Source organism: Nocardiopsis sp. NPDC055879, from assembly GCF_053615935.1.
In genome coordinates this window covers 1-25583 of sequence record NZ_JBSHCT010000001.1, presented here as the reverse complement: position 1 = coordinate 25583, position 25583 = coordinate 1, and the positions used below count along the sequence as shown (strand labels likewise).

Below are 25583 nucleotides of genomic sequence, written 5' to 3'. Positions count from 1 at the left end.
ACATCGATGCCTTTCACCGACCCGGCGGACCAGGCTCCGACGCAGAGCCCGGACTGGCCGATGACCCTGCTCGTGGTCGCGGTCTGTCTCACGGTCATCGCGAGTGGTTGGGGGGTGTCCCGGCTGGTCCTCAACGGCGGTTCACAGGGGGTGTCCACCCCGGTGGAGGACCCGAGTCCACAGACCCATCCACCCGAGGAGCGGAGCGGGGAAGCCGACCCCGCGGACGCGGAGGCCGTCCTGGAGATGGCCGCGGAGGAGCTGAGATCCTCGCCCTCGGTACAGGTGAGCTACGCCCAGTACTCGCAGGGCACGGAGGCGGGCCGGGGTTGGGCGCGCGCGGGCGAGGACCTCGACGTCGAGTTCGAGCACTACCACCGGACCGGGGAGGGCGTGGAGGTGTTCCGGTACGAGCTGGCCGACGCGGGCCACCTGATGACCGCGGAGAAGGGCCTGGACGGGCTCACCCTGCTGGACCCTCCCACGGAGGCGGACCTGCGGTTGTGTTCGGTGGATTTCCTCCTGGCCACCATGGACGCGCTGGTGGAGTCCGCCGTGGGACTGGAACTGGTGGAGATCGAGGAGGTTCGTCTGCCAACGGGCCCGGAGGGGGTCCCGGCGAGCACGCACACCGCGCACCGGTACTCGGGGAACTTCCCCGCCTCGATGGGCGGCTACGACAGCGACACCGGCCGCAACACGCTGACGCCTCTACCGAACGCCGAGTTCGACCTGTGGGTCGACGAGGAAGGTCATCCCCGCCGGCTCAGCTACGAGACGGCCGACGGGGACGGGGAGACCTACGACTACCACGCGGTGACCGAATGAACGGTCGACCGGCTCAGAGCGCTCCGGCTCGCGCGGTGACCAGGTCGGGGACGCTGACGGTGTCGTCGAGTTCGTAGGCGTAGGGCGGGTCGGGGACCTCGCCGCGCAACTCGGGCTGTTCGGAGTCGACCAGCAGGTTGTCGCGGGTGACGACGTCGCCGGGTTCGTCGTCCTCGCTGGAGACCGACAGTGGGGTGCGTTCGAAGTAGTTGCCCTCGACCAGCACCTTGGAGCCCTGGGCAGAGCTGACCCCGTACTCGGGGTTGTCCCGGAAGTAGTTGTTGAACACGTGGACGTGCTCGGCGTTGCGGGCGCGCGGGTGCCGGGAGGTGGTGCCGTCGAAGAAGTTGTGGTGGACCGACACCCGCAGCGCGCCGGTGTCGTCTTCGGCGGAGCCGATGGTGACGGCGGCCTCGGCCTCGACGAAGTGGTTCCAGGACAGGGTGACGTGGTCGGCGCCGTCGGTCACCATGACGAGGGCGGCGTCGCCTTCACCGGTGAAGGTGGAGCCGTCCACCCACACGTGGTGGGCGTCGCCGTGGACGGCGATGGCGGTGCCGTCCACGTCCATGCCGACGTTGGCCACGATGACGTTCGTGGAGCCGTCGACGTCCAGTCGGCCATTGGTCAGTTCGGCGCCCTCGCCCACCCCCAGGACGGTCTTGTCGGAGCCGACCGCGATGGTGCCGTCGAGGTCGATGTCGCCCTCGACCTCCACCACGAGGGGTTCGTCGGAGGAGAGGTGTTCGGCGAGGTCGTCGGCGTCGGTGGCGGTGACGGTCTCCCCTTCGGCGCCACCGGTCACCCCGGGATGTTCGGCGTCCTGGCCCTCGGCGCCCTCCTCGGTCTCCTCGGCCTCCTCGGCCTCCGCACCGTCCCCGCCGCCTTCGCCGTCATCGGCGTCTTGGCCGTCTTGTCCGTCCTGGCCGTCCTGGCCGGGTACCGCCTCCACCGTTCCGGGCTCGGCCGCCCAACCCACCGGGGCGCCGTAGGGCCGTTCCTCCTCTGGCTCCTGCGGCGGTGGACTGCTCTCGTCGGCGTCCTCCGGGTCCGGATTCACCGCCGCGCCGGTGGGCGTCTCGGTGTTCTCGGCGGTTTCCTCGGAACGGGAGCAGGAGACCAGGGCCGCACACAGCAGGACCGCGAGACAGGACGCGGCGAGGGGGTGGATTCGCATCTGGAACTTTCCAACGAGCGGGGAGGGAGGGGGTCGAATCGTACCGATTCTCTCAGGCCCGGGGAGAGCGTGGGCAAGGCGGTCCCCGGCCGCGCACGAGCGAGGGCGCCGCCCCCTTGTTCGGGGGACGACGCCCTTTCGGTGGTGTTCGGGGCCGCCGGGACGCTCACCGCGCCCGGAGGTCGGAGGCGACCGTGGAGGTTACTCCGCGGCCCAGCCGATGTCCTCGTACACGAAGTCGGCGGCCAGACCGAACTCACCGAAGTTGTGCAGGTCGTCCTTCATGACCCAGAAACCGGGACGCTCGAACAGCGGGATGGTCAGGACCTCTTCCCACAGCAGGGCGTCGATCTCGTTGGCGATCCGGGCGTACTCGTCCGGGTCGGTCTCCACCGCCATCTCGTCGAACAGCTCGTCGACCTCCGGGACGGAGTAACGGCTGACGTTGGCGCCCCAGTTCTCGCCCTCCTCGTCCACGGGCATGCCGTAGTTGCCCTTGGAGTCGGAGGAGAAGGGGGAGGTGCCGGTGTAGACGAAGGTGGCCAACTCGTAGTTGCCGGGGGTCACGTACTCGGAGAAGAGCGCGTTGGCCGGCACCTGCTGGACGTCGACCTCGATGCCCACCTCGGCGAGCATCTGCTGGGTCATCTCGCCCTCGTCGACGGCCAGGTCCATGCCCTCGGAGGCCACGTAGGCCAGGGTCAGGCTGTCGCCGTCCTCGTTGGTGCGGACCTCCTCACCGTCCTCCAGGGTCCAGCCGGCCTCGTCCAGGAGCTCGGCGGCGCGGTCGAGGTCACGCTCGCCCAGGTCACCGCTGTTGTCCTGGTAACCGTTCTGGCTGGAGCGCAGGAGGCGGTTGACCTCACCGGTGATCGGCCAGTCCACGGCGCCGAGGGCGACCTCGGCCATGGTGTCGCGGTCCATGGCCAGGGCGACGGCCTGTCGGACCTTCTTGTCCTCCAGGCGCGGGCTGGAGCCGTTCAGCGCGGTGAAGCGGTGCCCGTGGTTGACGGCGCGGGTGAAGTAGGCACCCTCGCTCTCCATGTCCTTCACGCGCTCGTAGCCGGCGGCGTCGTAGCCGAGGTAGAAGGCGTCGACCTCACCGTTGGCGAAGGCACCGGACTGGGCGTTGGTGTCCAGGCCCGCGAAGATGATGCGGTCGAGCTTGGCCTCGTCGCCCCACCAGTCCTCGTTCTTGTGAACGGTGATGCGGGAGGCGACGTCGTCGAACTCCACGTCACCGAACGGACCTGCGGTGACGGGGATGTCCTTGTCGTAGCCCTCCAGGAAGAGTTCCTCGTCCTCCATGTACTCCTTGGGGTACAGGGGGGAGAACAGGGTGGGCCAGTCGCCGAAGGGCTCGCTCCACTTGATGGTGAAGGAGTACTCGTCCTCACCCTCGACGATCTCGTCGATCCGCTCGTAGCCGGTGCTGGAGAGGATCTCGAACTCGCTGCCGCGCTCACCCTTCATGGTGGTGGCGAGGGCTTCGTAGTCCTCCCAGGTGATGGGCTCACCGTCGGACCACACCGCGTCGGGGTTGAGCACGAAGTCGGTCTCCAGACCGTCGTCGCTCACCTCGTAGTCGAGGACGTAGTTCTCGTTGGCGGCGAACCCGCCCTCGGCGTCGAAGCGCATCGGGGACGGCATGACCGCCGCCATGACACGACGCACGTCGCCCTTGTTGCCCTGGACGTGGTGCATGTTGTGCTGCTCTTCGTACTCGCTCAGGGCCCAGATGAAGTCACCTCCGTCCTTGAGGTCGTCGCGGTCCGCGGGGTTGAGGTCGTCGGCCGGCAGGGACGCCTGCTCTGCCTGGGCGTCGCCCTCGTCTTGGCCGTCGTCGCTCGCGCAGGCACTGGCCAACAGCACCAGAGCGAAAGCGGGGGCGAGGTAACGCGCCTTCCCGATACGCATGGGGATTTCCCTCCTAGGGATGGTGTGACCGGTGCGCGGGGCGGCACCGGCCGTGCCTTCGAACCGTGGATCAGACAAGGTCGCTACGCCGTTCCGCGAAGTGGCAGGCGGATCCCTGGTCCCCACCGTTGGTGGGACGGATCGTCGGTTCGACGCTCATGCACTGCTCCTGGTCGGACTCCGAGAGAGTGATGAACTTCTGGCACCTCGTTCGGAAACTGCAACCCGAGGGCGGATTCGCGGGACTGGGGAGGTCCCCTTCCAGAACGATGTGCGTGCGTGCCCGTTCCCGTTCCGGGTCCGGAACGGGGATGGCGGACAGCAGGGCTTGGGTGTAGGGGTGACTGGGCCGGGTGTAGATCGACTTGGTGTCGCCGATCTCCACGATCTTGCCGAGGTACATGACCGCCACCCGGTCGGCGATGTGCCGGACCACGGACAGGTCGTGCGCCACGAACAGGTAGGCCAGACCGAGCTTGGCCTGGAGCTCCTCCAGCAGGTTGATCACACCCGCCTGGATGGACACGTCCAGTGCCGAGACCGGCTCGTCCAGGACCAGGAGCTTGGGTTCCAGGGCCAGGGCCCGGGCGATGCCGATGCGCTGACGCTGACCACCGGAGAACTCCGCGGGGAAGCGGGTGGCGTGCTCGATGTTCAGTCCGACGAGTCGGATGAGCTCGTAGACGCGCTCGGTGACCTCCCTCACCGGAACCTTGTGGGTGCGCAGCGGCTCGGCGATGATGTCGAAGACCGGCATACGCGGGTCCAGGGAGCTCATCGGGTCCTGGAACACGATCTGCATGTCGCGACGCAGCCCGAACCTCTCGCTTCGGGAGAGCGTGCCGACCTCACGGCCCATGACCTCGACGCCGCCGCGCTGTGGCCGGTCCAGGCTCATGACCTCCATGAGGGTGGAGGACTTGCCACAACCGGACTCCCCGACCAGGGCGAGGGTCTCCCCCTCCCGGATGTCGAAGTCGATACCGTCCACGGCGTACACCGTGCCGACGCGACGCTTGAAGACCGCGCCCTTCATCAGGGGGTGGTGCTTGATCAGGTCCTGGACCCGCAGCACCTCGGCGAGGTCCTCCCGGTCGCCCGTGGCGCGCACCGGCTCGGGGATCTCCGGCACCGGGTAGATGTCCTGGGCGGTCCACCCGCCGGCCTCGATCTCGGCGGATCGGACGCACGCCACACGCTGGGCGTCGGTGTCCTCGTCCTGGTCCACGTCGGTGTCGGAGGCGCGCGAGCCGATGGTGAGCAGCTCGGGCTCGGCCTCATCGCACTCGGGCCGGGCGATGGGGCAACGCGGAGCGAAGGGGCACCCCGGGGGCAGGTCGGACAGCGACGGCGGATTGCCCTTGATCGGCACCAGCGCGCCCTGGTCCTCCAGGTCCATCCGGGGGACCGCGCCGAGCAGGCCCATGGTGTAGGGCATGCGGCTGCCGTAGTAGATCTCGTCGACGCTGCCGATCTCCACGGGACGGCCCGCGTACATGACCAACAGTCGGTCCACGAACCCGGCGACGACGCCGAGGTCGTGCGTGATCATGACGATCGCGGCCCCGGTCTCGCGCTGGGCGGTACGGAGCAGGTCCAGGATCTGCGCCTGGATGGTGACGTCCAGGGCCGTGGTGGGCTCGTCGCAGATGATGACGTCGGGGTCGTTGGCCATGGCCATGGCGATCATGACGCGCTGGCGCATGCCGCCGGAGAACTCGTGCGGGAACGAGCGGTACCGCGCCTCGGGGTTGGGGATGCCCACGAGGGTCAGGAGTTCCACCGCGCGGTTCCGGGCCCTGGCCTTGCCAGCCTTGGGGTTGTGCACCAGGAAGGCCTCTGCCAGCTGGTCGCCCACGGTGTACACGGGTGTCAGGCCCGACAACGGGTCCTGGAAGACCATCGAGATGACCTTGCCGCGTTTGCGGGCCATCTCCCTGTCGTTCTTGCCGAGGAGCTCCTCACCGTGCAGGCGCACGGAACCGGTGATCTCGGCGTGCTCGGGCAGCAGCCCCATCGCGGCCATGGAGGAGACGGACTTGCCGGACCCGGACTCGCCGACGATGCCCAGGACCTCACCGGAGTGGACGGCGTAGCTGACGCCGCGCACCGCCTTGACGTCGGGGTTGTTGTTCATCCCGGGGAAGGTGACGGTGAGGTCGCTGACCTCCAGGACCGGGGTGCGGGCCGTGTCGTCGTTGTTCGTGGACTCGTTCTCCACGATGGTCTCGGTGCTCATTGGTGTGTCTTCCCCCTAGGACCGACGCGACTTGGCGGCGGGGTCGAGGGCGTCGCGCAGCCCGTCCCCGATCATGTTCACGGCCAGGACCAGCAGCACCAGCAGCACCGTCGGGAAGATGAAGACCCAGGGCGCCGTGGTGGCGAACGAGGCGCCGTCGGCGATGACCACGCCCAGGCTGATGTCGGGCGACTGAACGCCCAGACCGAAGTAGCTCAGCGCGGTCTCGCCGATGATCGCGGCGCTGACCATGATGGTGGCGTCCGCGATGAGCAGCGACGACATGTTCGGCAGGATGTGCCGGAAGATGATCTTGTGCGAGGGGACGCCCATGAAGCGGGCGGCATGGATGTACTCGCGTTCACGGAGCGAGATGGTCAGTCCCCTGACCATCTTGGAGGTGACCATCCAGCTGAACGCCGCCAGGAGGATGACCAGGATGAGCCAACCTCCGTTGCCGACGAAGTGCCGGGACAGGATGGCGAGGATGACGAAGTTGGGCAGCACCAGGGCCAGGTCGGCGATCCAGGTGAGGGCCTTGTCGGTGAACCCGCCGAAGTAGCCGGCGAAGGCACCGATGACGGCCGCCATCGCGGTGGAGATCAGCGCGACCAGCAGGCCGATGAGCATCGACTTCTGCAGACCGGCCGTGGTCTGGGTGAAGATGTCCTGGCCGGTTCGGTTGGTGCCGAACCAGTGATCGGGTGAGATCCCCTCCAGGAGCGCGGTGTAGTCCCGCTCTCCCACTCCCCAAGCGCTGATCAGCGGCCCGAGGAAGGCGAACAGGGTCAGCAGCACCAGGATCACGATGCCGACGATGACGCGTCGGGTCTCGATGAGCTGGCGGGCGATGTCCTTGAACCGGTTGGGTGCCGGTGGCGCGGTGGGCACGTCCGGTGTCGTCTCGGTGACGGTGGTCATGGCGTGGTCTCCAACAAAGCTGCTGCGGGGGCACCCTTGTGGGGCGCGAGGAGGCTGGTCGGTTCGGGGTCGCGGGACATCGTCACACCCTCACCCGGGGGTCGAGCCAGGCGTAGAGGATGTCCGAGAGGAACGACGCCGCCATGATGGTGACGGCCATGAACCAGGAGACCGCGGCGACCACGTGCACGTCCTGGCGGGAGATGGAGTCGATGAGCCAGGCGCCCATGCCGTGCCAGCCGTAGATCTTCTCGGTGAAGGTCGAACCCGAGACCAGGGCGCCGAAGGTGAACGTGAAGTAGGTGATGGTGGGGATCAGCGCGGTGCGCAGGGCGTGCTTGAACAGCGCCCGGCGTCGCGTGAGTCCCTTGGCCATGGCGGTGCGCACGAAGTCCGACCCGAGGACGTCCAGCATCATGTTGCGCTGGTAGCGGGCGAAGGCGGCGAACAGGGCCAGTGCCAGCACCAGGGTCGGCAGGATCGCGTGGTGGATCCGATTGAGGAGCAGCTCCCACGCGTTTCCTTGGAAGCCCGCCGAGTACTCGCCGACGTACTTGAGGAAGGTGAAGCCGAGCCCGTCGTTGATCGCGACCGCGATGACCTGGATGACGATCGCGATGACGACGGTGGGGATCGACAGCACGAAGAAGGAGGCGCCGGTGGCGGCCTTGTCGAAGGCACGGTACTGACGCACGGCGGCGTAGGCGCCGATGGCGATGCCCAGCGCGCTGCCCAGGACGGTGGCGACGGTGATGAGCCGCAGGGTGACCCCGGCCTTCATCCACATCTGGGCGGAGACGTCGCCGCCCTGGATGTTCTTGCCGAAGTCACCGGTGACGACGCCCTTGAGCCAGGTGACGTATCGCTCGGCGAGCGGGGTCTGGTCGTTGAGGTTGAGGGTGTCCAGCTGGGCGTTGACGACCTCGGGCGCCGGTGGCGGCTGCATCTGTTCGAAGTACACGCGCGGCTGCAGGTTGGTGGCCGCGAGAAGGTACGCGAAACTCGTCGCCAGAAAAATCAGGACGACGTAGTTCAGCAGCCGCCTGGCCAGGAACTTGCCCAAAACTATCTCCGAACCTCACACCGAGCCCGGCGCTTGATCTGTGCTTGTGAGTCACCACCACTGGGAGTGATCCGGGTCGGGCAGGGGTTCGCTCGCGCTCCAACCGTAAGGACGGCTAAGCGTTCGCGGTCTCCCGACCCCACGAGGGTCACTCCCAGTGATCGAAGAAACACACTGACATCCGATTCACGTTCCGTAACCGGAATGTCAAGAGTCTGCGCGACGTCTAGACACTTGCCGGTAACCGACGCATCAAGAAAGGACAACGGTGGCGATTTGGACCGCAAGCACTTGGTGAAATGTCGAATTCTACACAGACAGCACCCAGGCGAACACACTTCGTCATTATATACATCCTGAACTGGGGAGACTTCACCCACCAGGGGGCAATTCGGTAAACGGCGTTTACAAAAACCGGGCTCTCCGCGACCCTCGCCCACGGAAACGTCGGCGCTCACGCCACACGCGGAACAAGGCCCACCGGAGCGACGTCGCTCCCCCGAAGACGAGGCCGAATATCACGCAGGGTCACGAGAACCGGCATCGGGGACCCCGAAGCCCGGCCGCCGAACACTCGAATATTTTCACCGTGTGTGACACGAGTTAACGCTCGCTAACGATGGAGGTTGACCCGGACTTGCGCAAGGGGATCGAAGGACCCCCTCCCACCTGCCGGGATACCAAGGACGTGGTCGACACCGGCGGTCGGGGACGTGGTACCAGCGGGGCCACCGAACCGGAACGCAGTACCCCCCACCAGGTACCGAACGCACACGCCGCGTCCCCGGCGACGGACAACCCCGTCCACGCCAGGGGACCCACCAGCGCGGCACCGTGTCGGCGTCGCCAGGAGGCCAGATGCGGCACGGTCAGCAACGCGCCCGCCACCAAGGCCCGACGACCCGCCCTTCGACCCGCGCCGGCCCCACCGCTCCGAGAGCGACCACGCGCCCAGGCCAACGCACCGCCCACGGCCACCCCCGCCGACACCGGCCACCAGGTCGTCCGCACCTCCCGCGCGAGCGCCCGCACCGTGTGCGCGGACTCCACCAACCCGGGACGCACCGCGTCCACCGGCGACAAGGCCACCCCCGAGCGCAGGGCCCCGGCCGTGGCCACAACCCCCGCGGCGGCCACGGTGAGCCCGATCAGGGGGTGTCCGGCCGCGGCCGGCGCCACGGCGGCCAGGGCGGTCGGGCAGACCCGCGGACCGGTCGCACGCAGGCCATGACGTCGGGCCAACGCGGCTCCGGCCGCCCCGAACTCCCAACGCGCGCGCAGGTAGGCGCCGAGTCCGGCGGTCATGGGCATCCGCACCCGGGAGCGGGGTTCGTACCGCACCGACCAGCCGCGCCCGGCCAGTGCCCAGACCAGGTCGGCCTCGGCGACCGCGCCCAGGGCCGGGTCCGACCGGGTGGGTTCGCGGCGCACCACCAGCGCACGGAACGGTTCCAAGGGGGTCGAGGCGAGCACCGGCCCGGGGTCCGTGCCACGGTCGGAGCCCGACGCCCGCAGGGCCGCGATGGTCATGCCCAGGTTCCCGTGGGGTTCCCGAGCGGCCAGGACACGCGGCACGACCGCCGCGACGTCGGGGTCGGCGAAGTGGCCGAGCGCGGCGCGGAGCCAACCGGGTCCGGGTTCGGAACCGATGTCCAGGAAGGCCACGAACTCGGCGTCGCAGGCCCACAGCCCGACCGTCCGGGCGGCGGCGCCCTCCGTGGGCCCCCGGACCACGCGCGCACCGTGTCGAAGGGCCACCTCTTCGGCCGCTCCGGTCACGCCGACCACGAGCACGCGCACGTGGGGGTGCTCGGCGTGGAGGAGGGTCAGGGTCGCGTCCAACGCGCCGGAGTCGATGTCGACGCCGTGCCCGACCAGGACGACCTGGGTGTCGGCTCCGGGTTCGGTGGGTTCGGGGCGTGGGTGGGCCAGTCCGGCGTCCACGAGGATCCGGGCCAGCACGCGTTCATGGTGATGGTCGGGCCGAGCCCCGCTGAGCCGGCGGATCACCGAGCTCACGCCCTCGGCCGGTAACCGCAGGGCGTGGGGTGGGGACCCACCGACGAGGACGTGGCCCTCGTCGGTGAACCGGACGGCGCGATCGATCTCGACACCGAGACCCATGGGCAGTGGTTCGGGGGTTGGCACGGCCATGACCCATACCTTGGCCCGTGATGATGGACACACGCAAGAGTGGACGAAGTGGCAAAATTCGACCCAGTGTCATCTAATTGTTATCTTGTTACGAGAGTCCGCCGGAGCGCCGTTCCCCGCTTCGATCCAACGGTCGAGGACCGTCCCGGACCACTTCATCCCCCCTTTATCCAGTTCAGGCAGGGTTACCCTGTCCGAACCAGGTCGACTGGGTTTCCAGGGAGGCACGGAGCGTATGCTGAGCGCGAGTAGGCCCTTCAGTGTCGTAGGGCACACCGAACACCGGACATGACCATCGCCCATGGGCTGCCCGCAGGCCCCACCACCACACGGCGTGAAGCCCCGCGGCTTCGCCGCCGACACATGTCGCCGCCCTCGTACCGCACTCCCGGCGATACCGAGACGCTTCCCTCCCTGACCCAGGGGGCTTCGCCCCGTGTGTCCACGCGCCGTGACCCACAAAGGGCATGGACGCTCCGAGGGCCAGGCTTCCCATCAGCCCTGCCCGCGCACACACATCCCCGGGGAGTGAACCCACATGTGTGAGACCGCCACCCCTCGTTCCGCGCCCTCGGACCACGACCACTCGACTTCGGCCCCTCTCCACCGTTCCCAACGCCCGGCGAGACCCATGGCAGAGTCCAGAAGCACCCAGAACGCCACCACCCGACAGGACGGCGGCGATCGACGCTCCGCCCGTACGGGGTCCATTCCCAGACCGGCCCGCAGACGCTTTCCCGGTCTGCCGAGCCAGATCTCCTACGCTCGCAGATTCGTGGCCAGGCAACTGGCCGAGTCACCGGAACTGACCACGGCGACGCTGTTGACCAGTGAGCTCGCCACCAACGCCATCAGGCACAGCGCTTCGGGGTGCGACACCGGCAAGTTCGAGGTGTGCGTGCGGCTGGCGCCGGGTTGGGCCCGCGTGGAGGTGCGCGACCTGGGCAGCACGACGGAAGCGCCCCTGCCCCAGCATCGGGACCCCTACGACACGGCCGAGCACGGCCGGGGGCTCGACCTGGTGGAGGCGCTCGCCAGCAAATGGGGCACCGAGCCACGACTTGACGGCCGAGGCCGCCAGGTGTGGTTCGAACTCGAATGGGACGGCGACGACCGTCCCTGTCCCTAGGGGTGTTCGGGCGCCCTAGGTCGGCAATGGGTTACGGGAGACACCTTGGCGCCCGAACGGTGGCCCCGTGGTCTCCGTGACGGTACCGAGGGCGTCGGGCACTCAGCCCTCCGAGCCGGAGGCGGGTTCGGTCGGGGCCGCGGGGGCGGCCGGGGCCGGGTTCGCGGTGGCGGGGTCGGTGGCGGGGAGCTTGAAGCGCTCGTACAGCTCGCGGGCGTAGTCCTTGGCCTCCTGCGAGGGCTCGTCTCCGAGCTCGTCGCGCAGCAGGTCTTCGAGGTTCTTCTTCGCGTCATCCATGGGGGGAAGCCTGCCTGGAGTGCGCGGATAGCACAAATCGACATACCGGTGACACAGAGGAAGCGTCCGAGATCCCCTGATTCACAGGGGTTTCCGGACTTTGGTCCACCCCCGCTTCCGGGCGTGTCGCGACGATGTCACCGCTACGGGCACGGACGACGAAGGGGGCGCCCCGCACGTGGTGTGCGGGACGCCCCCTTCTCGTCGGTCGCGCTCGGGTCAGCGACCGTGGCCGGAGTCCTCTGAGGAGGTCTCCTCAGGCACCCGGTCGGCCTCACCCGTGGCGGTGTCGACCCCCGCCTTGGCACGGGCCTTGGCGCGGCGACGCTCGTAGCGGGCCTGCCCCCTGGCCTCACGCTTCATCCGGCGCACCTCGACCAGCTGGTAGAGGACGGGCACCAGGATCAGGGTGAGCAGCGTCGAGGTGATCAGACCACCGATCACCACGAGGGCGACGGGTGCGGACACGAACGCTCCGCCACCGGCCAGGCCCGTGGCCATCGGGATGAGCGCGGCGATGGTGCCGACCGCGGTCATCAGGATGGGCCGCAGGCGGTGGCGCGAACCCTCGACGATGGCCTCGCCCAGTTCCATGCCCTTGTTGCGGTTCTGGTTGATCAGGTCCATCAACACGATGGCGTTGGTGATGACGATGCCGATGAGCATGAGCATGCCGATCAGGGCGGCGGCGCCGATCGGGGTTCCGGTCAGCCACAGCAGACCCAGCGAACCGGTGGCGGCGAACGGGACCGAGATCAGCAGCATGAGCGGCTGCATCAGGCTCTTGAACGTCGCGACCATGATCAGGTAACAGATGACGATCGCGGCGAGCAGGGCCAGACCCAGCTGGGCGAAGCCCTCGGTCTGGTCCTGGCTGACACCGCCCAGGTCGGCGGTGGCGCCGGAGGGCAGGCTGAGCCCGTCCAGGGCCTGGGTGATCTCGGCGCTGACCGCGCCCAGGTCGGAGGCGCTCGGGTTGGCCGACACCGTGGTGCTGGTGACACCGTCGATGCGGGTGAGCTCCGGCGGCTGCTGGACCTCGACGACCTCGGCCACGTCGGTGAGCTCGATCAGTTGCCCGGTGGGCGTGGCGATCGGCAGTTCTTCGAGCTCGGCCACGGTCTGCGGTGCGTCCTGGACCAGGACGACCACGTCGCGGCGGATGTCGTCGATGGTGGCGGTGCCGACGTTTTGACCGTTGAAGGCGGCGGCGACGGTCTGGCCGACCGCGGCCTCGCTCAGCCCCTGCTCGGCGGCCTCCTCACCGTCGACGTGCACCTCCAGGGAGGGCTGCGACTCGGAGACACCACTGGTGACGTCGTCGGCGCCGTCGATGGCGCGCAGCTCGTCCTCCACCAGCTCGGCGGCCTCGGCCAGGGTCGTCTGGTCCTCGGCGGTGACCCGCACCTCGATGCCGGAGCCGCCCATACCGCCCGTGGAGTCCAGGCGCGGTTCGTGCTCGGTGTCCAGGTCGGCGAAGGTGTCGCGCAGGACCTCGCGGTTGCGCAACTGGTCGGTGTCGGGGTCGGCGGTGATCGTGTAGTCGATCTGGTCGGCGGCCCCACCGCCCATCATCGGGTTGCCACCCACGTTGACCTGGTAGGTGTCGATCCAGGCCATTCCGGCGAGTGCTTCCTCGACCTTGGCGGCCTCGGCGTCGGCGGCCTCCAGGGAGGTGCCCGGTTCGAGCTCCTGGATGGCGGTGTAGCTGTTCTCCTCGGCCTGGCCGAGCCAGTCGGTCTCGGAGGTGGCGGCCAGGGCGACGGTGCCGACCAGGATCGCGACACTGGCCGCGAGGGTGACCGCGGTGGCGGTCTTGCGCTTGGTGGTGATCCAGCGGATGACCGGCAGGTAGGCGCGCTGCAGCGGGGTGTGCATCTCGCGCTCGTGCGCCTTGCGCTCGATCTCCTCGCTCGGGACGTCCCCGACCTCGGCGGGCCGCAGGAACCAGTAGCACAGCACCGGCGTGATGGTCAGCGCGACCAGGAGCGAACCGGCCAAAGCCAGGCTGCTGGTGACCGCGAACGGCATGAAGATCTCGCCGACCATGCCGCCGACGAAGGCCAGGGGCAGGAACACGGCGATGGTGGCGAAGGAGGAGGAGGCCACGGCCGTGGCGACCTCGCGGACGCCGTCCTTGACGGCCGACATCCGTTCCTTGCCGTAGTCCATGTGTCTACGGATGTTCTCCAGGACGACGATGGAGTCGTCCACCACCCGGCCGATCGCGATGGTGATCGCGGCCAGGGTGAGCATGTTCAGGGTGAAGCCGAAGGCCTGCATGCCGACGAAGGCCGCCAGGACCGACACCGGAATGGACACCGCCACCACCAGGGTGGAGCGGATGGACAGCATGAAGACCAGGATCACGATGACCGAGGCGACGAGACCGTAACCGCCGGCCTCGAACATGTCGGTGATCGAGTCGTTGATGAAGGGTGCCTGGTCGAAGACGACGGCGAGTTCGACGTCGTCACCGAGAAGGTCGGACTGCTCATCGAGCACGTTCTGGACGCCGTCGGAGACCTCGACGGTGTTGCCGTCGGGGGTCGCCATGACCATGAGGGCGATGCTGGGGTTGCCGTCGAGTCGAGCGATGGAGGAGGCATCCTCGGTGACCATCTCGACGTCGGCGACCTCGGAGAGCCGCACCGCGGAGGGTGCCGCGGCCGGCGGGGCGCCGGGAATCGCGGCCGACTCGTCGGCGGCGCCCGCGGAGGGCTGCACCCACAGGTCCTCGATCGCTTCGAGGTCGGTGTGCTGGTCGCCGGTGGTGACGCTGAGGCTGCGACCGTCCTCGTCGATGGAGCCGCCGGCCATGAGCAGGCCGCTGGACTCCAGCGCGTTGGACAGGTCCTGGACGCTCACGCCCGCGTCGACGAGTTCGTCCTCGTCGGGGGTGATCTCGACGCGCTCCTCCGGCAGACCGGTCAGGTCGGCCGAACGGACGCCGGGCACCGACTCCAGTTCGGGGATGAGCACGTTCTCGATGGTGGACGCCATCGCCTGCTCGTCGCCGTTGTCGGAGGCGGCGGCCAACAGCATCACCGGCATCATGTCCATGCTCATGGACATGACTGAGGGATCGACGTCCTCGGGGAGCATGCCGGCGATCTGGTCGACGGCGACCTGGGCCTCGCGGACCAGTGCGTCCTGGTCGCGGCCGTAGTCGAACTCCGCCATGATCTGCGCCGAACCGGTGCTGGAGGTGGAGGTGATCGTGTCGATGCCCTCCACGCCCTGCAGCGCCTGTTCGAGGGGTTCGGTGACCTGTCCTTCGACGACCTGGGGGGTCGCGCCCTGGTACTGGGCGGAGACCATCACCATCGGCAGGGTCATCTCGGGGAAGAGTTCGCGCTTGGCCGAGAGCGCGGCGAAGGTGCCGAAGAGCAGCACGGCCAGCGTGATGAGGAGGACCAGCGCCCGGTTGCCGAGCGATATGACCGAAAGGCGGTTCACGCGCGCATCCCTTCCGCGTGGGGGGCGGTGGGTCCGTCCGGGTACCGCTCGCCGTGTGCCGTGATGGCCGGTCTGGACATGAGAGGTGCTCGCTCCTAGCTCGCCGGGTGATGGGACGGTTCCCGGACCGGGGGTGCGCCCGTTCGTGGTCGAACGGGCGACCTTGGGCACGGGCCGATCCGCGAGTCGTGTGATGGGGGATGCGGGTGTTCGTTTCGTCCGGGGCGGGACGCCCGCTCGGGTAGACCCGTCGTCGGGCCCCGCATCCGCCGGGCGCACGCTCACCTTACGTCGCGTTATATCGGAAGTTGCGCCGACTCCGGAGAGTTCAGGGAACTATCAGGGAGATGTCAGTCTTCCGTCAGGGTCGGTATCGACCAAAGTTAGGGACACTCGCCGGGTGAGGGGGACCCACTGGCCCGAAGTGGATCTTCACGCCGACAGGGGCGACTGCCGAAGGTGTAACGGACATCACGATGACCGATTCCGGTCATCCGGAAGCGAGCACGGGGGGTACACGCGATGCGCACCCGTACGCATGCGTCGGGTGAGCGGCGACGGCGCGGCGGGGTGGTTCAGACGGCTCGGGGCTGTTCCTCTGAGGGGGCGAGCGTCTCGTGGGGCTGGGTGGTGCCCCAGACCACGTGGAGGAGGTCGTCCAGGGCATGGACGAGGGATTCGTCGACCAGTTCGTAGCTGACCTGCCGACCCTGGGCGTGCGTGCGCACGAGTCCGCAGTCGCGCAGGCAGGCCAGGTGGTTCGAGACGTTCTGCCGGGTGAGCCCGAGCCGGTCGGCGAGCCCGGCCGGGTAGTCGGGCCCCTCCAGGAGGGCCAACAGCAGACGGCACCGGGTGGGATCGGACAGTGCGCGTCCGAGGCGCTGGATCGCGGAGAGGCGTTGCTCTGAGGTCAACATGAAAACCATTGTACATTTTTTGCTGTATAGACAGTGCAGGCTGTATAAACAGTCTTGAGTGTACTAATGGATCTGAGGACGGGGGAACGATGGGCGTGGGACACGACCACGGGCCGATCACGGCCGGGGCCGCCAACAAGCGCAGGCTCGCCGTGGTTCTGGTACTGATGCTCACCGTGGCGGTGGTCCAGGTCACCGGGGCCGCGTTCAGCGGCAGTCTCGCCCTGCTCGCCGACGCCGGACACACCGTCACCGACTCCTTCGGGGTGGCCTTGGCACTGGTGGCCGTGTGGATCGCCGGTCGGCCGGCCACGGGCAGGCGCACCTTCGGACTCCAACGCGCCGAGATCCTCGCCGCGGCCGTCAACGCGATCGTGCTGTTCGTCCTGTGCGGGTTCATCGTGCTGGAGGCGGTCGACCGGTTCCGCGAACCCGCCCAGGTGTCCGGGCTCGGCATGATCGTGGTCGCCGGGTTCGGCCTGGTGATGAACATCGTGGCGATGTTCGTGCTGAGGTCGGGCGCGAAGGAGAGCCTCAACGTCAAGGGCGCCTACCTGGAGGTGATGAGTGACGCGCTCGCCTCCGTGGGCGTGATCATCGGCGGTCTCATCGTGCTCTTCACCGGGTGGCAGCAGGCCGACACCCTGGTCTCGCTCGCCATCGCCGCGATCATCGTGCCCCGCGCGTGGTCGCTGCTGAAGGAGGCCGTGCACATCCTGCTGGAGGCCGCGCCCAAGGGCATGGACCTGGCCGACCTTCGCTCGCACCTGATGGGGCACCCCGCCGTCATCGACGTGCACGACCTGCACGTGTGGACCATCACCTCCGGGGTCCCGGTGATGTCCGCGCACGTGGTGGTGGCCGAGGAGGACCTGCACGACACCGGACGGATGCTCGACGAACTGCACGAGTGTCTGAGCGGACACTTCGACGTGGACCATTCGACACTGCAACTGGAGCCGCCGGGCCACGCCGACCACGAGGGCGCCCGCCACGACTGAACCCCGCCACCACCGATGACACCGTTCACCTTCTCGTCTCGCGCCACTTCCACGTACCACCTCGCCCCTGGCCCGTGGCACCATCGGACGGGTTCACGAATGAGAAGGTAGAAGCAGCGGTGGGTCGAAAAGACGGTATGAGTAAGGTCGCTCCATGAGCAGGAAGAACCCGGGCTCCGTGCGACTTTGGTGGAGACGTCTTCCCTGGACGATACGTAGACACAGTTCGGGTATCGCCACCCAGGCGCCCGAGGTCACCCATCGGGAGATCGGCGCTTGGCGCAAGCCCGCCAGGGCCTTCCTCACCATGTTCCTGTCGGTGAACCTGGTGGGCACGTTCCTGCTCATGCTCCCCTTCACCACCACGGACGGCCAAGGGCTGGACCTGGTCCCGGCGTTGTTCACCTCCACCACCTCCCTGGCCGTGTGCGGCCTGAGCGTGATCTCCATCGGTCAGGACCTGAGTACCTACGGTCAAGTGATCGTCATGCTGCTGATGCAGGTCGGCGGGATGGGCATCATGACCTTGGCGGCCCTGCTCGGAAGCGCCCTGGCCCACCGCTTCGGCCTGCGCATGCGCCTGAACGTGCAAGCGGAGACCCGAAGCCTGGAGGTCGGCGAGGTCTCCGGAGTGGTACGCCGTGTCGTCGTCATCTTCTTGGTGGTACAGAGCACGATCTTCGTTCTCATCACTCCTCGTCTGTGGCTCGGCTACGGCATGACCTGGTGGGAGGCGGCCTACTCCGGGCTCTTCCACTCGGTCTCGTCGTTCAACAACGCCGGGCTTTCCCTGTACGACGACAGCATGACCCGGTTCTCCGGCGACGCCATGATCCTCCTGCCCATCAGTGCGGCCGTGATTTTGGGAGGCATCGGTTTCCCGGTGATCCTCGAGGTATGGCGGAGTCTGCGAAAGGGCGACCGCTGGTCCCTGCACACCAAACTCACGATCACCACGAGCCTCGTGCTCCTGCTGGGCGGCACCCTCCTCATCACTCTCATGGAGTGGAACAACCCGCTCACGTTGGGCGAGCTTCATTGGACGGCCAGGCTCACCGACGGTGTGTTCCACGGCGTGATGCCGCGCAGTGGTGGACTCAACGTCGTCCCCGTGAGCGAGATGACGGACTCCAGTTTGCTGTTCACTATCATGTTGATGTTCGTTGGCGGCGGCAGCGCCGGAACCGCCGGAGGCATCAAGGTGGCGACCTTGGCCGTCCTCTTCCTCGTCGTACTGTCCGAGGTCCGCGGACACACCCGGGTGCACACCTTCGACCGTGCCCTTCCCCCGGACGTGATCCGTCAGGCTCTGAGCCTGGTCTTCCTTTCAGCCACCCTCGTGGCGTTCAGCATCCTGCTCGTGCTGCGCACGACCACGTTCGAGTTCCTCCACGTCCTGTTCGAGATGGTCTCCGCGTTCGGCGTTGTCGGATTGTCCACCGGAATCACCCCGGACCTTCCGGCATGGACCCAGGTGCTGTTGACCGTGCTCATGGTCGCCGGGCGCATCGGTCCCATCACGTTCGTAGCGGCACTCGCGTTCCGTGACCGACACCGTCACTACACCTTCGCCGAGGCCAGGCCCATCATCGGCTGAGACAGCACACCGCGCAGTCCAACCCACGCAAGGAGGGGTCTTGCCCCAGATCGACCGACGCAACGATGACAAGCGCATCCTCATCATCGGCCTGGGCCGATTCGGTAGTTCACTGGCCCTGGAACTGGTCCGGCGCGGTTGGGAGGTCCTGGGTATGGACTCCAACCCGCGCCTGGTCCAGTCCTACGCCGACGTGCTCACCCACACCGTGATCGCGGACTCCACCGACGAAGACGCCCTACGCCAGGTGGGGGCCCACCAGTTCAACCTGGCGGTCGTGGCCATCGGCTCCCATCTGGAGGAGAGCATCCTGACCGCTTCGCTCCTGGTGGACCTGGGAGTGAAGAGCATCTGGGCGAAGGCGACCAGCCGTAGGCACAGTCGGATCCTGGAACAGGTCGGCGCGCACCACGTGGTACTGCCCGAACATGACATCGGCGAGCGAGTCGCGCACCTGGTCTCGGGCCGGATGCTGGACTACGTCGAACTGGAGGAGGGGTTCGCATTGGGCAAGACCAAGGCACCCAAGGAGATGTTCGGCAAGACCCTGCGAGAGACCCAGGTTCGGCAACGGTTCGGCATCACCGTGGTTTCGGTGAAGCGGGTGGGGGCCTCCTTCACCTACGCCACCCAGGACACCGTGTTGCACAAGGGAGATCTGATCGTGGTGGCCGGCAGGACCGACGACGTGGAACGGTTCGCCGAGAGTCAACGTCCCTGAACCCTCCCGGAGGACCGGACCGTGATCGAGGCGCCAAAGCGGACAAATTGACAACCGTTTTCATTTTCCCGAAAATGGTCCCATGAGAACCAGGACCTCCGTGCGCACCGCCGCCCTCGGCGCCGCCCTCGCCATGATCATCACCGGCTGTGGAAGTGAGGGCGGTGACACCGGTGGCGACGGGGTCTCCCCCGCCGACGCCGACCTCACCGTCGTCACGGGGGTCTACCCGCTCGAATGGCTGGCCCAGGAGATCGGTGGGGACACCACCGCCGTCGTCCAGCTGACCGAACCCGGCGCCGAACCGCACGACCTGGAGCTCACCGGCCGCCAGATCGCCGAGGTCAGCGAGGCCGACATCGTGTTCCACGTGGGCGGCCTCCAACCCGCCGTGGACGAGGCCGTCGCCCAGGAGGGCGAGGACGCCTCTCTCGACGTCGCCGACCTCGTATCGCTGCGCCCCGCCGACGGTGGCGAGGACGACGACCACGGTCACGACCATGACCATGAGGGCGAGGACGGGCACGACCACGAGGACGGGCACGACCACGAGGGCGAGGACGGGCACGACCACGGCGAGCACGACCCCCACTTCTGGCTGGACGTGGACCTGATGGCCCAGACCGCCGAGGCGTTGGCCGAACGCATGGGAGAGGCGAACCCCGAGGGCGCCGACACCTACCGGCAGGAGGCCGAGCGGGTCGCCGACGAATTGGCCGCCATCGGCGATGAGTACGAGGAGGGGCTGTCCTCCTGCGAGCACCGTGAGGTCGTGGTCGGACACACCGCCTTCAGCTACCTGACCGACCGGTACGACCTGGAGCAGATCGGCGTCAGCGGGGTCGACCCGGACAGCGAGCCCTCCCCCGCGCAGATCGCCGACATCGCCGACATCGTCAACGAGCGCGACATCTCCACGATCTTCACCGAACCGCTCATGCCCGCCGAGACCGCGGACACCATCGCGGCCGAGACCGACGCTCAGGTGGAGGTGCTCGACCCCCTGGAAGGCGTGACCGATCAGTCGCCCGGCGACGACTACCCCTCGATCATGCGCGGGAACCTGGAAGCGCTGACCACGGCGCTCTCCTGCGAATAGCCACCGGCCCCGCAAGGCCCCGTCGATACTTCGGCGGGGCCTTCGCGCGTTACCGAGCGTTCATCCGCGTCACTTTCAGACCAAGGTCCCAAAGCAACTCACAGACTCCTGACCAGCAACGAAGCCATGATTGGGCGTCTTGCCGACGAGGACACGATTACATAGCGCTTACATCCGACCAAACCCACGGACAAGTGGCGAGCATCACGCTATGCTCGTGAGAGTGATGGTGCTGATGCACGTGCATTCGTTAATGCATTAGCACGCACGCATTCCCTCAGTCGAAGACGCAAGGAGCGACAGGAACATGACCGCACACAACGGCATCCGCGCGACCGACCTGACCGAGGCCTCCTGGCAGAAGGCCAAGCGCAGCAACTCACAGGGGGCCTGCGTCGAGATGGCGCGTCTCCACGACGGATCCATCGCGGTTCGCAACTCGCGCTTCCCCAGCGGTCCGGCCCTGGTCTACACGCAGGAGGAGATCGACTGCCTGATCCTGGGCGCCAAGGACGGCGACTTCGACAACCTGCTCGGTTAGGGCGGCCCGCTTCGCGCGGAACGGAGGGGCCCACCCGTATCTCGTGGCACGACGGTGCGACACACCGTGGGGCGGTGTACGTGCCGATCCGGTAAGCCACCCCCCTTGCTCTCTCCCGGGTCACCCGAGCTACGGGCTCCAGCGAGAAGAGGGGGCTCCGTCGCAGACGGAGCCTTCTCTTGCCCCACCCACCGGGGCGAAGAGGTTCTTCAGCAAAGGGTGTGGGGGCTGGAAGGGACTCAGGCCTCGTCGAGGTCCTTGAGCATGTCCTTGAGCATCGAGACCGTCTCGTCAGGGGTGGCGGCCGAGACGCTGAGCTTGGTCATCGCCTTGGTGTAGGCCTCGACCGTGGACCGCTTGTCCACGATGTCGCCGTCGGTCAGGTGCTCCAGGTACAGGACGTCGGACAGTTCGAAGTCGGAGAAGCGCAGCAGCGTGAAGGACCCGGCCTCGGCGGCGTGCGCACCCACCTCGAACGGGATGATCTGCAGGGTGATGTTGTCCCGGTTCTCACAGATGTCGATCAGGTGGCGCAGCTGACCGCACATGATCTCCTTGCCGCGCTCGCGGCCCCCGATGGGCCGACGTACCGCCGCCTCGTCGAGGATGATCCACATCTTCTTGCCGCTGTTGAGGTGTTCCTGTCTCTTGAGTCTGGCCTGGATGCGCTGCTCGGAGAGGGTGTCGGTGTCGACACCACCGGAGATGACCTCGCGGGCGTAGTCCTCGGTCTGCAACAACCCCGGCACGAACTGGGACTCGTAGACACGGATCTGGTCGGCCGCCTCCTCGAAGCCCACATAGCGGGTGAACCACTTGTGGAGGGCGTCGCCGTACTCCTTCCACCAACCCGGTTTGTTGGATTCGAGGGCCAGTTCCTTGAATTCCCTCAGGAGCTTACGGTCGGTGACCCCGTACATCTTGAGGAGGTCCTCGATATCCCGAGGCTTGAATCCGACCCGCCCCAGTTCCATACGGCTGATCTTGGAAGCGGAGGCTCGAATCCTCTCGCCCGCTTCCTCACGGGAGATGCCACGTAGTTGCCGGTACCGTCGAAGCTGCTCTCCCAGGAGCATGCGGCGCACGGTGGGGCCACTCCCCTGACGCAAATGAGCGATATCCACGTTCGCCGCCTCTCTTCTTTCTCCGAACAAGAGTATCGGTTCGCCCGGTCCCCTTTGTCGTGCGACCGGGACACTACACCTCCACGGTATCGACGGCGTCCCGTTCCACCCTCGCCCGCCCCTCCCCGGGGCGGCCCACCCGGCCGACGGCCCCGCCTCGCACGGCGGGACGCCCGGCAACGAGCCCCGAGTCATCGACTCACACGAATTGTGCCCAAACGAACTTTCCACCGGGCGGCGTGGGAATCACTCCCCACTCTCGCGCGAAAGCACTCACCAGGGCAAGCCCTCTGCCTCCCTCGACCCCGGAGATCGCTTCCCTTCTGCGCGGCAAGTGATCTCCACCGTCACGAACCGCGCAGATGAATTCACTACCGCTGCGCATGAGGGAGAGCTGAATACCCGATCGGCCCCGTTCGGTCAAGGCGATCGGGCCTCCATGACGTACCGCATTGGTGACCAATTCCGAAACGACGACCGAGACATCGCTCGACAAGTGCTCCATGCCCCATTCGAGGAGCAGGGCGTCGGAAATCTCCCTGGCCGCGCCGACCGTCCGTGGGCGGGGCTCGAAAGTCCACGTGACGGCGTCGTGCCGATCACCGCACACCGGTGTGTTCCAGCGTGGGGACCCGTGGGTCAGGACCCTGAGCCACCATGCGTCGGCAGGCTCCGCCACCGCCTCCGCACACTCCATGCCCTTCAACTCCTCACTGACGCACCGCACCGCAGACCACAGAATGGGTGTGAAGCTCGTGCTGCTGCACGGGCCGAATGCACGTGCATCTCAGTCTTGGATGACATCGTAAGCCACGGCCCGATCACGCGCAGGCAAACGGCGGCACCAACCGAAAAGCTTTGCGGCGGCGCAGGTCAACACCATTACGGACGACTGAAGAAGTCATGGAACGCCGGTTTCCCGCAGAACTGAAAGGCGTACCCGGGTACGTACCGACCAGTAGGCATGCGGATATGATTCCTCCGCGCCCACCACGTGATCAATGGAGGTAACACCATGTCCCCAACGCCTCGTGTGGCGATCGTGACCGGCGCGGCCCGCGGCATCGGCGCCGGCACCGCCGAGCGCCTCGCCCGTGAAGGTCGCTCCGTCGCCGTTCTGGACCTGAAGGAGTCCGACGCCCAAGAGGTCGTGGACCGGATCACCGCCGACGGTGGCCAGGCCATCGCGGTGGGCTGCGACGTCTCCGACGCCGACCAGGTGACCGCCGCCGTCGACACCGTCGCCGAGCGGCTCGGCCCTCCCGCGATCCTGGTCAACAACGCCGGGGTGCTCCGCGACAACCTGCTGTTCAAGATGTCCCCCGACGACTGGGACACCGTCATGAACGTGCACCTGCGGGGTTCGTTCCTGATGAGCAAGGCCGCCCAGGCCCACATGACCGCCCAGAAGTGGGGCCGGATCGTGAACCTGTCCAGCTCCTCGGCGCTGGGCAACCGCGGCCAGGCCAACTACGCGGCGGCCAAGGCGGGGTTGCAGGGCTTCACCAAGACCCTCGCCATCGAGCTGGGCAAGTTCGGTGTCACCTGCAACGCGGTGGCCCCCGGTTTCATCGAGACCGCGATGACCCGCGCCACCGCCGAGCGGATCGGGATCAAGTACGACGACATGAAGGCCTTCAAGCAGGCCGAGATCCCCGTGCAACGCGTGGGCCTGCCGGAGGACATCGCCAACGCGGTGGCGTTCTTCACCGGTGAGGACGCGGGCTTCGTGTCCGGCCAGGTCCTCTACGTCGCCGGCGGCCCCCTGGACTGACCGCTGGGAGAACATGTGCCCCACCGGCGATGATGTCCGGTGGGGCACTGTCGTTTCGGACGAACACTCAGGCGGAGTGGCCGGCGCGCTCGGGGAAGGGGGTCGCCTCGGCGGCGGATTCGCCCGTGTTCTCCTGGGCGGCCAGCGGGTCCCAGTAGTCGCGGTACTCGATGATCTCCCCGTCGCGTGCGATCACGACCGCGATGTAGCGCATCCGGTAGTCACTTCCGGTCTCCTTGGCCACACCCTCCACTTCGAGCTCGGCGATGGCCACGTTCGGGTCGGTGGTGACGTGCACCGCGTTCCGGTGGACCGCCCGCACGTCCAAGTGGTCGGTGTAGTGGCGCAGGTACTCCCGCACCGCCGCGCGCCCCTCGAACCACCGGGGCGCGCCGGGTGGCGCGAACGGCAGCTCCATGGTCCCCTCCTCCGCCCACAGGTCGGCGAAACCGAGCATGTCCTTGGCCAGAATCAGCCTCAGGCCCTCGTCGATGAGGTCGGAGGCGTTCTTGAGCGGTGCGCCCATGACGCGACCACCTTTCCTTCCATTGGGACGATACGGTACCGTCCCGACGAACTCTAACGGAACGGTACCGTATCGTCCACACGTATGATGGCGACATGAACGACCACACCCGGCGCACACCCACCGGAGCCGCCGTCCTGCGTCCCCAAGTCACCTCGGCCATCGCCGAGGCCGTACTGGACGAACTCGCCGAGCGCGGATACGGGCGCCTGTCCATGGAGGGCGTGGCCAAGCGCGCCGGTACCGGCAAGAGTTCCCTGTACCGCCGCTGGCCCTCCAAACAAGAGATGGTGATCGCGGCACTGACCGAATTCAGCGTGCCGCCGGCCGAGATCACCGACACCGGATCCTTGGAGGGCGACCTGCGCGCCACGTTGGAAGCGGTGCGCGCCTGGCTCACCCATCCGCGTTTCGCGGCGATCCTGCCCGACCTGACCGCCGAGGCCGGACGCGACCCGAACCTGGCCCGGGCGATCGAGAGCGCGATCGGCGGACCACGCCGCGCGCTCGGGGAAGCCACCCTGCGTCGGGCCATCGAGCGCGGGGAACTCCCCGAGGACACCCATCTGCCCCTGGCCCTGGACCTGCTGGCCGCGCCCTTGTACTGGCGCTTGAACATACTCCGTGCCGAGGTCGATCCCGACTACCTGAACGCCCTGGTCACATACCTCCTTCGGGCCCTGAACGCCCGCTGATGACGAGGGCCGGACCCGAACGCTCGCGCACCCACCGGCCGTGGTCGGCGGGTGCGCGAGCGTCGAGGGCAACGAGTTCTGTGTGCTCTCCTCCCTGGAGGAGTGACCGTTCCTCAGTAGAGCGTGGTGCCGACGGCGACGTGGTCGTCGTGGGCGCCGGGCCCCTCGATGGCCTCGACCACCTCGGTGACCAGGTCCTCCAGGAGGGTGATCCCGGTGGCGTAGTCGGTGTTGTGGTCCGACATCACCGCGATCAGGTACTCGTGCTCGGGCCCGGCCACGTAGCCGACGCTGTTCATGATCCACAGTCCCCCGTTGGACTCGCGTGGGGTCCACCCGTTCTTGAGTCCGACGGTGTCGCCGCCGGTGGCGACGGCCGACACACCCCACGCCTGGTCGGGACC

The 25583-nt window shown here is 67.6% G+C and carries 21 protein-coding genes and 1 pseudogene; 9 read left to right on the top strand and 13 right to left on the bottom strand.

Annotation, left to right across the window (positions count from 1 at the left end; translation table 11 throughout):
• Positions 1 to 6: 6 nt before the first annotated feature.
• Positions 7 to 828 carry a hypothetical protein gene (locus ACWGKS_RS00110; protein ID WP_358504211.1) on the top strand — a complete coding sequence of 274 codons (822 nt, stop codon included), beginning with the start codon at positions 7 to 9 and terminating at the stop codon, positions 826 to 828.
• Between the two features lie 13 nt (positions 829 to 841).
• Here ACWGKS_RS00110 and ACWGKS_RS00105 read toward each other — a convergent pair whose 3' ends face one another.
• The 6 genes from ACWGKS_RS00105 to ACWGKS_RS00080 form a co-directional block, all read right to left on the bottom strand.
• On the bottom strand, positions 842 to 2005 hold the full coding sequence (locus ACWGKS_RS00105) for a pectate lyase family protein (RefSeq protein WP_358504213.1): 1164 nt from the start codon (positions 2003 to 2005) through the stop codon (positions 842 to 844).
• Between the two features lie 201 nt (positions 2006 to 2206).
• A complete protein-coding gene (locus ACWGKS_RS00100) occupies positions 2207 to 3922 on the bottom strand; it encodes an ABC transporter family substrate-binding protein (protein WP_358504216.1) in 1716 nt (571 codons plus the stop codon).
• Between the two features lie 70 nt (positions 3923 to 3992).
• Positions 3993 to 6161: an ABC transporter ATP-binding protein gene (locus tag ACWGKS_RS00095; RefSeq protein WP_358504219.1), complete on the bottom strand. Its 2169-nt coding sequence runs from the start codon at positions 6159 to 6161 to the stop codon at positions 3993 to 3995.
• A 15-nt stretch (positions 6162 to 6176) separates the two neighbouring features.
• Positions 6177 to 7082, bottom strand: coding sequence for an ABC transporter permease (locus tag ACWGKS_RS00090; RefSeq protein WP_358504222.1), 906 nt, complete (start codon positions 7080 to 7082; stop codon positions 6177 to 6179).
• A gap of 82 nt (positions 7083 to 7164) precedes the next feature.
• Positions 7165 to 8145, bottom strand: coding sequence for an ABC transporter permease (locus ACWGKS_RS00085; RefSeq protein ID WP_358504225.1), 981 nt, complete (start codon positions 8143 to 8145; stop codon positions 7165 to 7167).
• Between the two features lie 603 nt (positions 8146 to 8748).
• Positions 8749 to 10299, bottom strand: a complete 1551-nt coding sequence (locus tag ACWGKS_RS00080) for a family 2 glycosyl transferase (protein ID WP_452521273.1) — start codon at positions 10297 to 10299, stop codon at positions 8749 to 8751.
• A gap of 631 nt (positions 10300 to 10930) precedes the next feature.
• Between ACWGKS_RS00080 and ACWGKS_RS00075 the strand changes: the two genes are divergently transcribed.
• Positions 10931 to 11428 (top strand): ATP-binding protein, encoded by a 498-nt coding sequence (locus ACWGKS_RS00075; protein ID WP_358504231.1) that lies wholly within the window; start codon positions 10931 to 10933, stop codon positions 11426 to 11428.
• Between the two features lie 102 nt (positions 11429 to 11530).
• On the opposite strand, the gene ACWGKS_RS00070 is transcribed toward ACWGKS_RS00075, so the two are convergent.
• The 3 genes from ACWGKS_RS00070 to cmtR all read right to left on the bottom strand — a co-directional run bounded on the left by ACWGKS_RS00070 (position 11531) and on the right by cmtR (position 16101).
• Positions 11531 to 11725 (bottom strand): hypothetical protein, encoded by a 195-nt coding sequence (locus ACWGKS_RS00070; RefSeq protein WP_358504234.1) that lies wholly within the window; start codon positions 11723 to 11725, stop codon positions 11531 to 11533.
• Positions 11726 to 11944: 219 nt separating this feature from the next.
• Entirely contained in the window at positions 11945 to 15184 is a 3240-nt protein-coding gene (locus ACWGKS_RS00065) for an efflux RND transporter permease subunit (protein WP_358504237.1), read from the bottom strand.
• Positions 15185 to 15759: 575 nt separating this feature from the next.
• Positions 15760 to 16101, bottom strand: a complete 342-nt coding sequence (gene cmtR, locus ACWGKS_RS00060) for a Cd(II)/Pb(II)-sensing metalloregulatory transcriptional regulator CmtR (RefSeq protein WP_358504240.1) — start codon at positions 16099 to 16101, stop codon at positions 15760 to 15762.
• Positions 16102 to 16190: 89 nt separating this feature from the next.
• Between cmtR and ACWGKS_RS00055 the strand changes: the two genes are divergently transcribed.
• From ACWGKS_RS00055 to ACWGKS_RS00035, 5 genes are all read left to right on the top strand, one after another.
• Complete coding sequence (locus tag ACWGKS_RS00055; protein ID WP_358504243.1) at positions 16191 to 17102, top strand: cation diffusion facilitator family transporter; 912 nt, start codon at positions 16191 to 16193, stop codon at positions 17100 to 17102.
• Between the two features lie 154 nt (positions 17103 to 17256).
• Positions 17257 to 18699: a TrkH family potassium uptake protein gene (locus tag ACWGKS_RS00050; RefSeq protein WP_358504245.1), complete on the top strand. Its 1443-nt coding sequence runs from the start codon at positions 17257 to 17259 to the stop codon at positions 18697 to 18699.
• A gap of 40 nt (positions 18700 to 18739) precedes the next feature.
• The gene (locus tag ACWGKS_RS00045) at positions 18740 to 19420 is read left to right on the top strand and encodes a potassium channel family protein (protein WP_358504248.1); all 681 of its coding nucleotides are present in this window, start codon (positions 18740 to 18742) and stop codon (positions 19418 to 19420) included.
• Between the two features lie 82 nt (positions 19421 to 19502).
• Complete coding sequence (locus ACWGKS_RS00040; RefSeq protein ID WP_358504251.1) at positions 19503 to 20519, top strand: metal ABC transporter substrate-binding protein; 1017 nt, start codon at positions 19503 to 19505, stop codon at positions 20517 to 20519.
• Positions 20520 to 20826: 307 nt separating this feature from the next.
• On the top strand, positions 20827 to 21060 hold the full coding sequence (locus ACWGKS_RS00035) for a DUF397 domain-containing protein (protein ID WP_304074560.1): 234 nt from the start codon (positions 20827 to 20829) through the stop codon (positions 21058 to 21060).
• A gap of 239 nt (positions 21061 to 21299) precedes the next feature.
• Here ACWGKS_RS00035 and ACWGKS_RS00030 read toward each other — a convergent pair whose 3' ends face one another.
• Positions 21300 to 22136, bottom strand: coding sequence for a helix-turn-helix domain-containing protein (locus tag ACWGKS_RS00030; RefSeq protein WP_067597277.1), 837 nt, complete (start codon positions 22134 to 22136; stop codon positions 21300 to 21302).
• Positions 22137 to 22383: 247 nt separating this feature from the next.
• Positions 22384 to 22881, bottom strand: a complete 498-nt coding sequence (locus tag ACWGKS_RS00025; RefSeq protein ID WP_358504256.1) for an ATP-binding protein — start codon at positions 22879 to 22881, stop codon at positions 22384 to 22386.
• A 318-nt stretch (positions 22882 to 23199) separates the two neighbouring features.
• Between ACWGKS_RS00025 and fabG the strand changes: the two genes are divergently transcribed.
• Positions 23200 to 23958, top strand: a complete 759-nt coding sequence (gene fabG / locus ACWGKS_RS00020; RefSeq protein ID WP_358504258.1) for a 3-oxoacyl-ACP reductase FabG — start codon at positions 23200 to 23202, stop codon at positions 23956 to 23958.
• Between the two features lie 67 nt (positions 23959 to 24025).
• Here fabG and ACWGKS_RS00015 read toward each other — a convergent pair whose 3' ends face one another.
• Entirely contained in the window at positions 24026 to 24484 is a 459-nt protein-coding gene (locus ACWGKS_RS00015; protein WP_358504261.1) for a nuclear transport factor 2 family protein, read from the bottom strand.
• A 95-nt stretch (positions 24485 to 24579) separates the two neighbouring features.
• Here ACWGKS_RS00015 and ACWGKS_RS00010 point away from each other — a divergent pair, with 95 nt between their 5' ends.
• Positions 24580 to 25179 (top strand): TetR/AcrR family transcriptional regulator, encoded by a 600-nt coding sequence (locus tag ACWGKS_RS00010; RefSeq protein ID WP_358504264.1) that lies wholly within the window; start codon positions 24580 to 24582, stop codon positions 25177 to 25179.
• A gap of 113 nt (positions 25180 to 25292) precedes the next feature.
• Here the strand turns inward: ACWGKS_RS00010 and ACWGKS_RS00005 are convergent.
• Positions 25293 to 25583, bottom strand: a pseudogene (locus ACWGKS_RS00005) (serine hydrolase); the annotation flags it as partial.

Excerpts from the sequence above, each read along its gene's own strand:
- ACWGKS_RS00075 (WP_358504231.1), top strand. The coding sequence starts at position 10,931 with ATGGCAGAGTCCAGAAGCACCCAGAACGCCACCACCCGACAGGACGGC.
- ACWGKS_RS00025 (WP_358504256.1), bottom strand. The coding sequence starts at position 22,881 with ATGGAGTGTGCGGAGGCGGTGGCGGAGCCTGCCGACGCATGGTGGCTC.
- ACWGKS_RS00095 (WP_358504219.1), bottom strand. The coding sequence starts at position 6,161 with ATGAGCACCGAGACCATCGTGGAGAACGAGTCCACGAACAACGACGAC.
- ACWGKS_RS00015 (WP_358504261.1), bottom strand. The coding sequence starts at position 24,484 with ATGGGCGCACCGCTCAAGAACGCCTCCGACCTCATCGACGAGGGCCTG.
- ACWGKS_RS00030 (WP_067597277.1), bottom strand. The coding sequence starts at position 22,136 with ATGCTCCTGGGAGAGCAGCTTCGACGGTACCGGCAACTACGTGGCATC.
- ACWGKS_RS00010 (WP_358504264.1), top strand. The coding sequence starts at position 24,580 with ATGAACGACCACACCCGGCGCACACCCACCGGAGCCGCCGTCCTGCGT.
- ACWGKS_RS00110 (WP_358504211.1), top strand. The coding sequence starts at position 7 with ATGCCTTTCACCGACCCGGCGGACCAGGCTCCGACGCAGAGCCCGGAC.
- ACWGKS_RS00050 (WP_358504245.1), top strand. The coding sequence starts at position 17,257 with ATGAGCAGGAAGAACCCGGGCTCCGTGCGACTTTGGTGGAGACGTCTT.
- fabG (WP_358504258.1), top strand. The coding sequence starts at position 23,200 with ATGTCCCCAACGCCTCGTGTGGCGATCGTGACCGGCGCGGCCCGCGGC.
- ACWGKS_RS00040 (WP_358504251.1), top strand. The coding sequence starts at position 19,503 with ATGAGAACCAGGACCTCCGTGCGCACCGCCGCCCTCGGCGCCGCCCTC.
- ACWGKS_RS00035 (WP_304074560.1), top strand. The coding sequence starts at position 20,827 with ATGACCGCACACAACGGCATCCGCGCGACCGACCTGACCGAGGCCTCC.
- ACWGKS_RS00100 (WP_358504216.1), bottom strand. The coding sequence starts at position 3,922 with ATGCGTATCGGGAAGGCGCGTTACCTCGCCCCCGCTTTCGCTCTGGTG.
- cmtR (WP_358504240.1), bottom strand. The coding sequence starts at position 16,101 with ATGTTGACCTCAGAGCAACGCCTCTCCGCGATCCAGCGCCTCGGACGC.
- ACWGKS_RS00055 (WP_358504243.1), top strand. The coding sequence starts at position 16,191 with ATGGGCGTGGGACACGACCACGGGCCGATCACGGCCGGGGCCGCCAAC.
- ACWGKS_RS00090 (WP_358504222.1), bottom strand. The coding sequence starts at position 7,082 with ATGACCACCGTCACCGAGACGACACCGGACGTGCCCACCGCGCCACCG.
- ACWGKS_RS00080 (WP_452521273.1), bottom strand. The coding sequence starts at position 10,299 with ATGGCCGTGCCAACCCCCGAACCACTGCCCATGGGTCTCGGTGTCGAG.
- ACWGKS_RS00105 (WP_358504213.1), bottom strand. The coding sequence starts at position 2,005 with ATGCGAATCCACCCCCTCGCCGCGTCCTGTCTCGCGGTCCTGCTGTGT.
- ACWGKS_RS00070 (WP_358504234.1), bottom strand. The coding sequence starts at position 11,725 with ATGGATGACGCGAAGAAGAACCTCGAAGACCTGCTGCGCGACGAGCTC.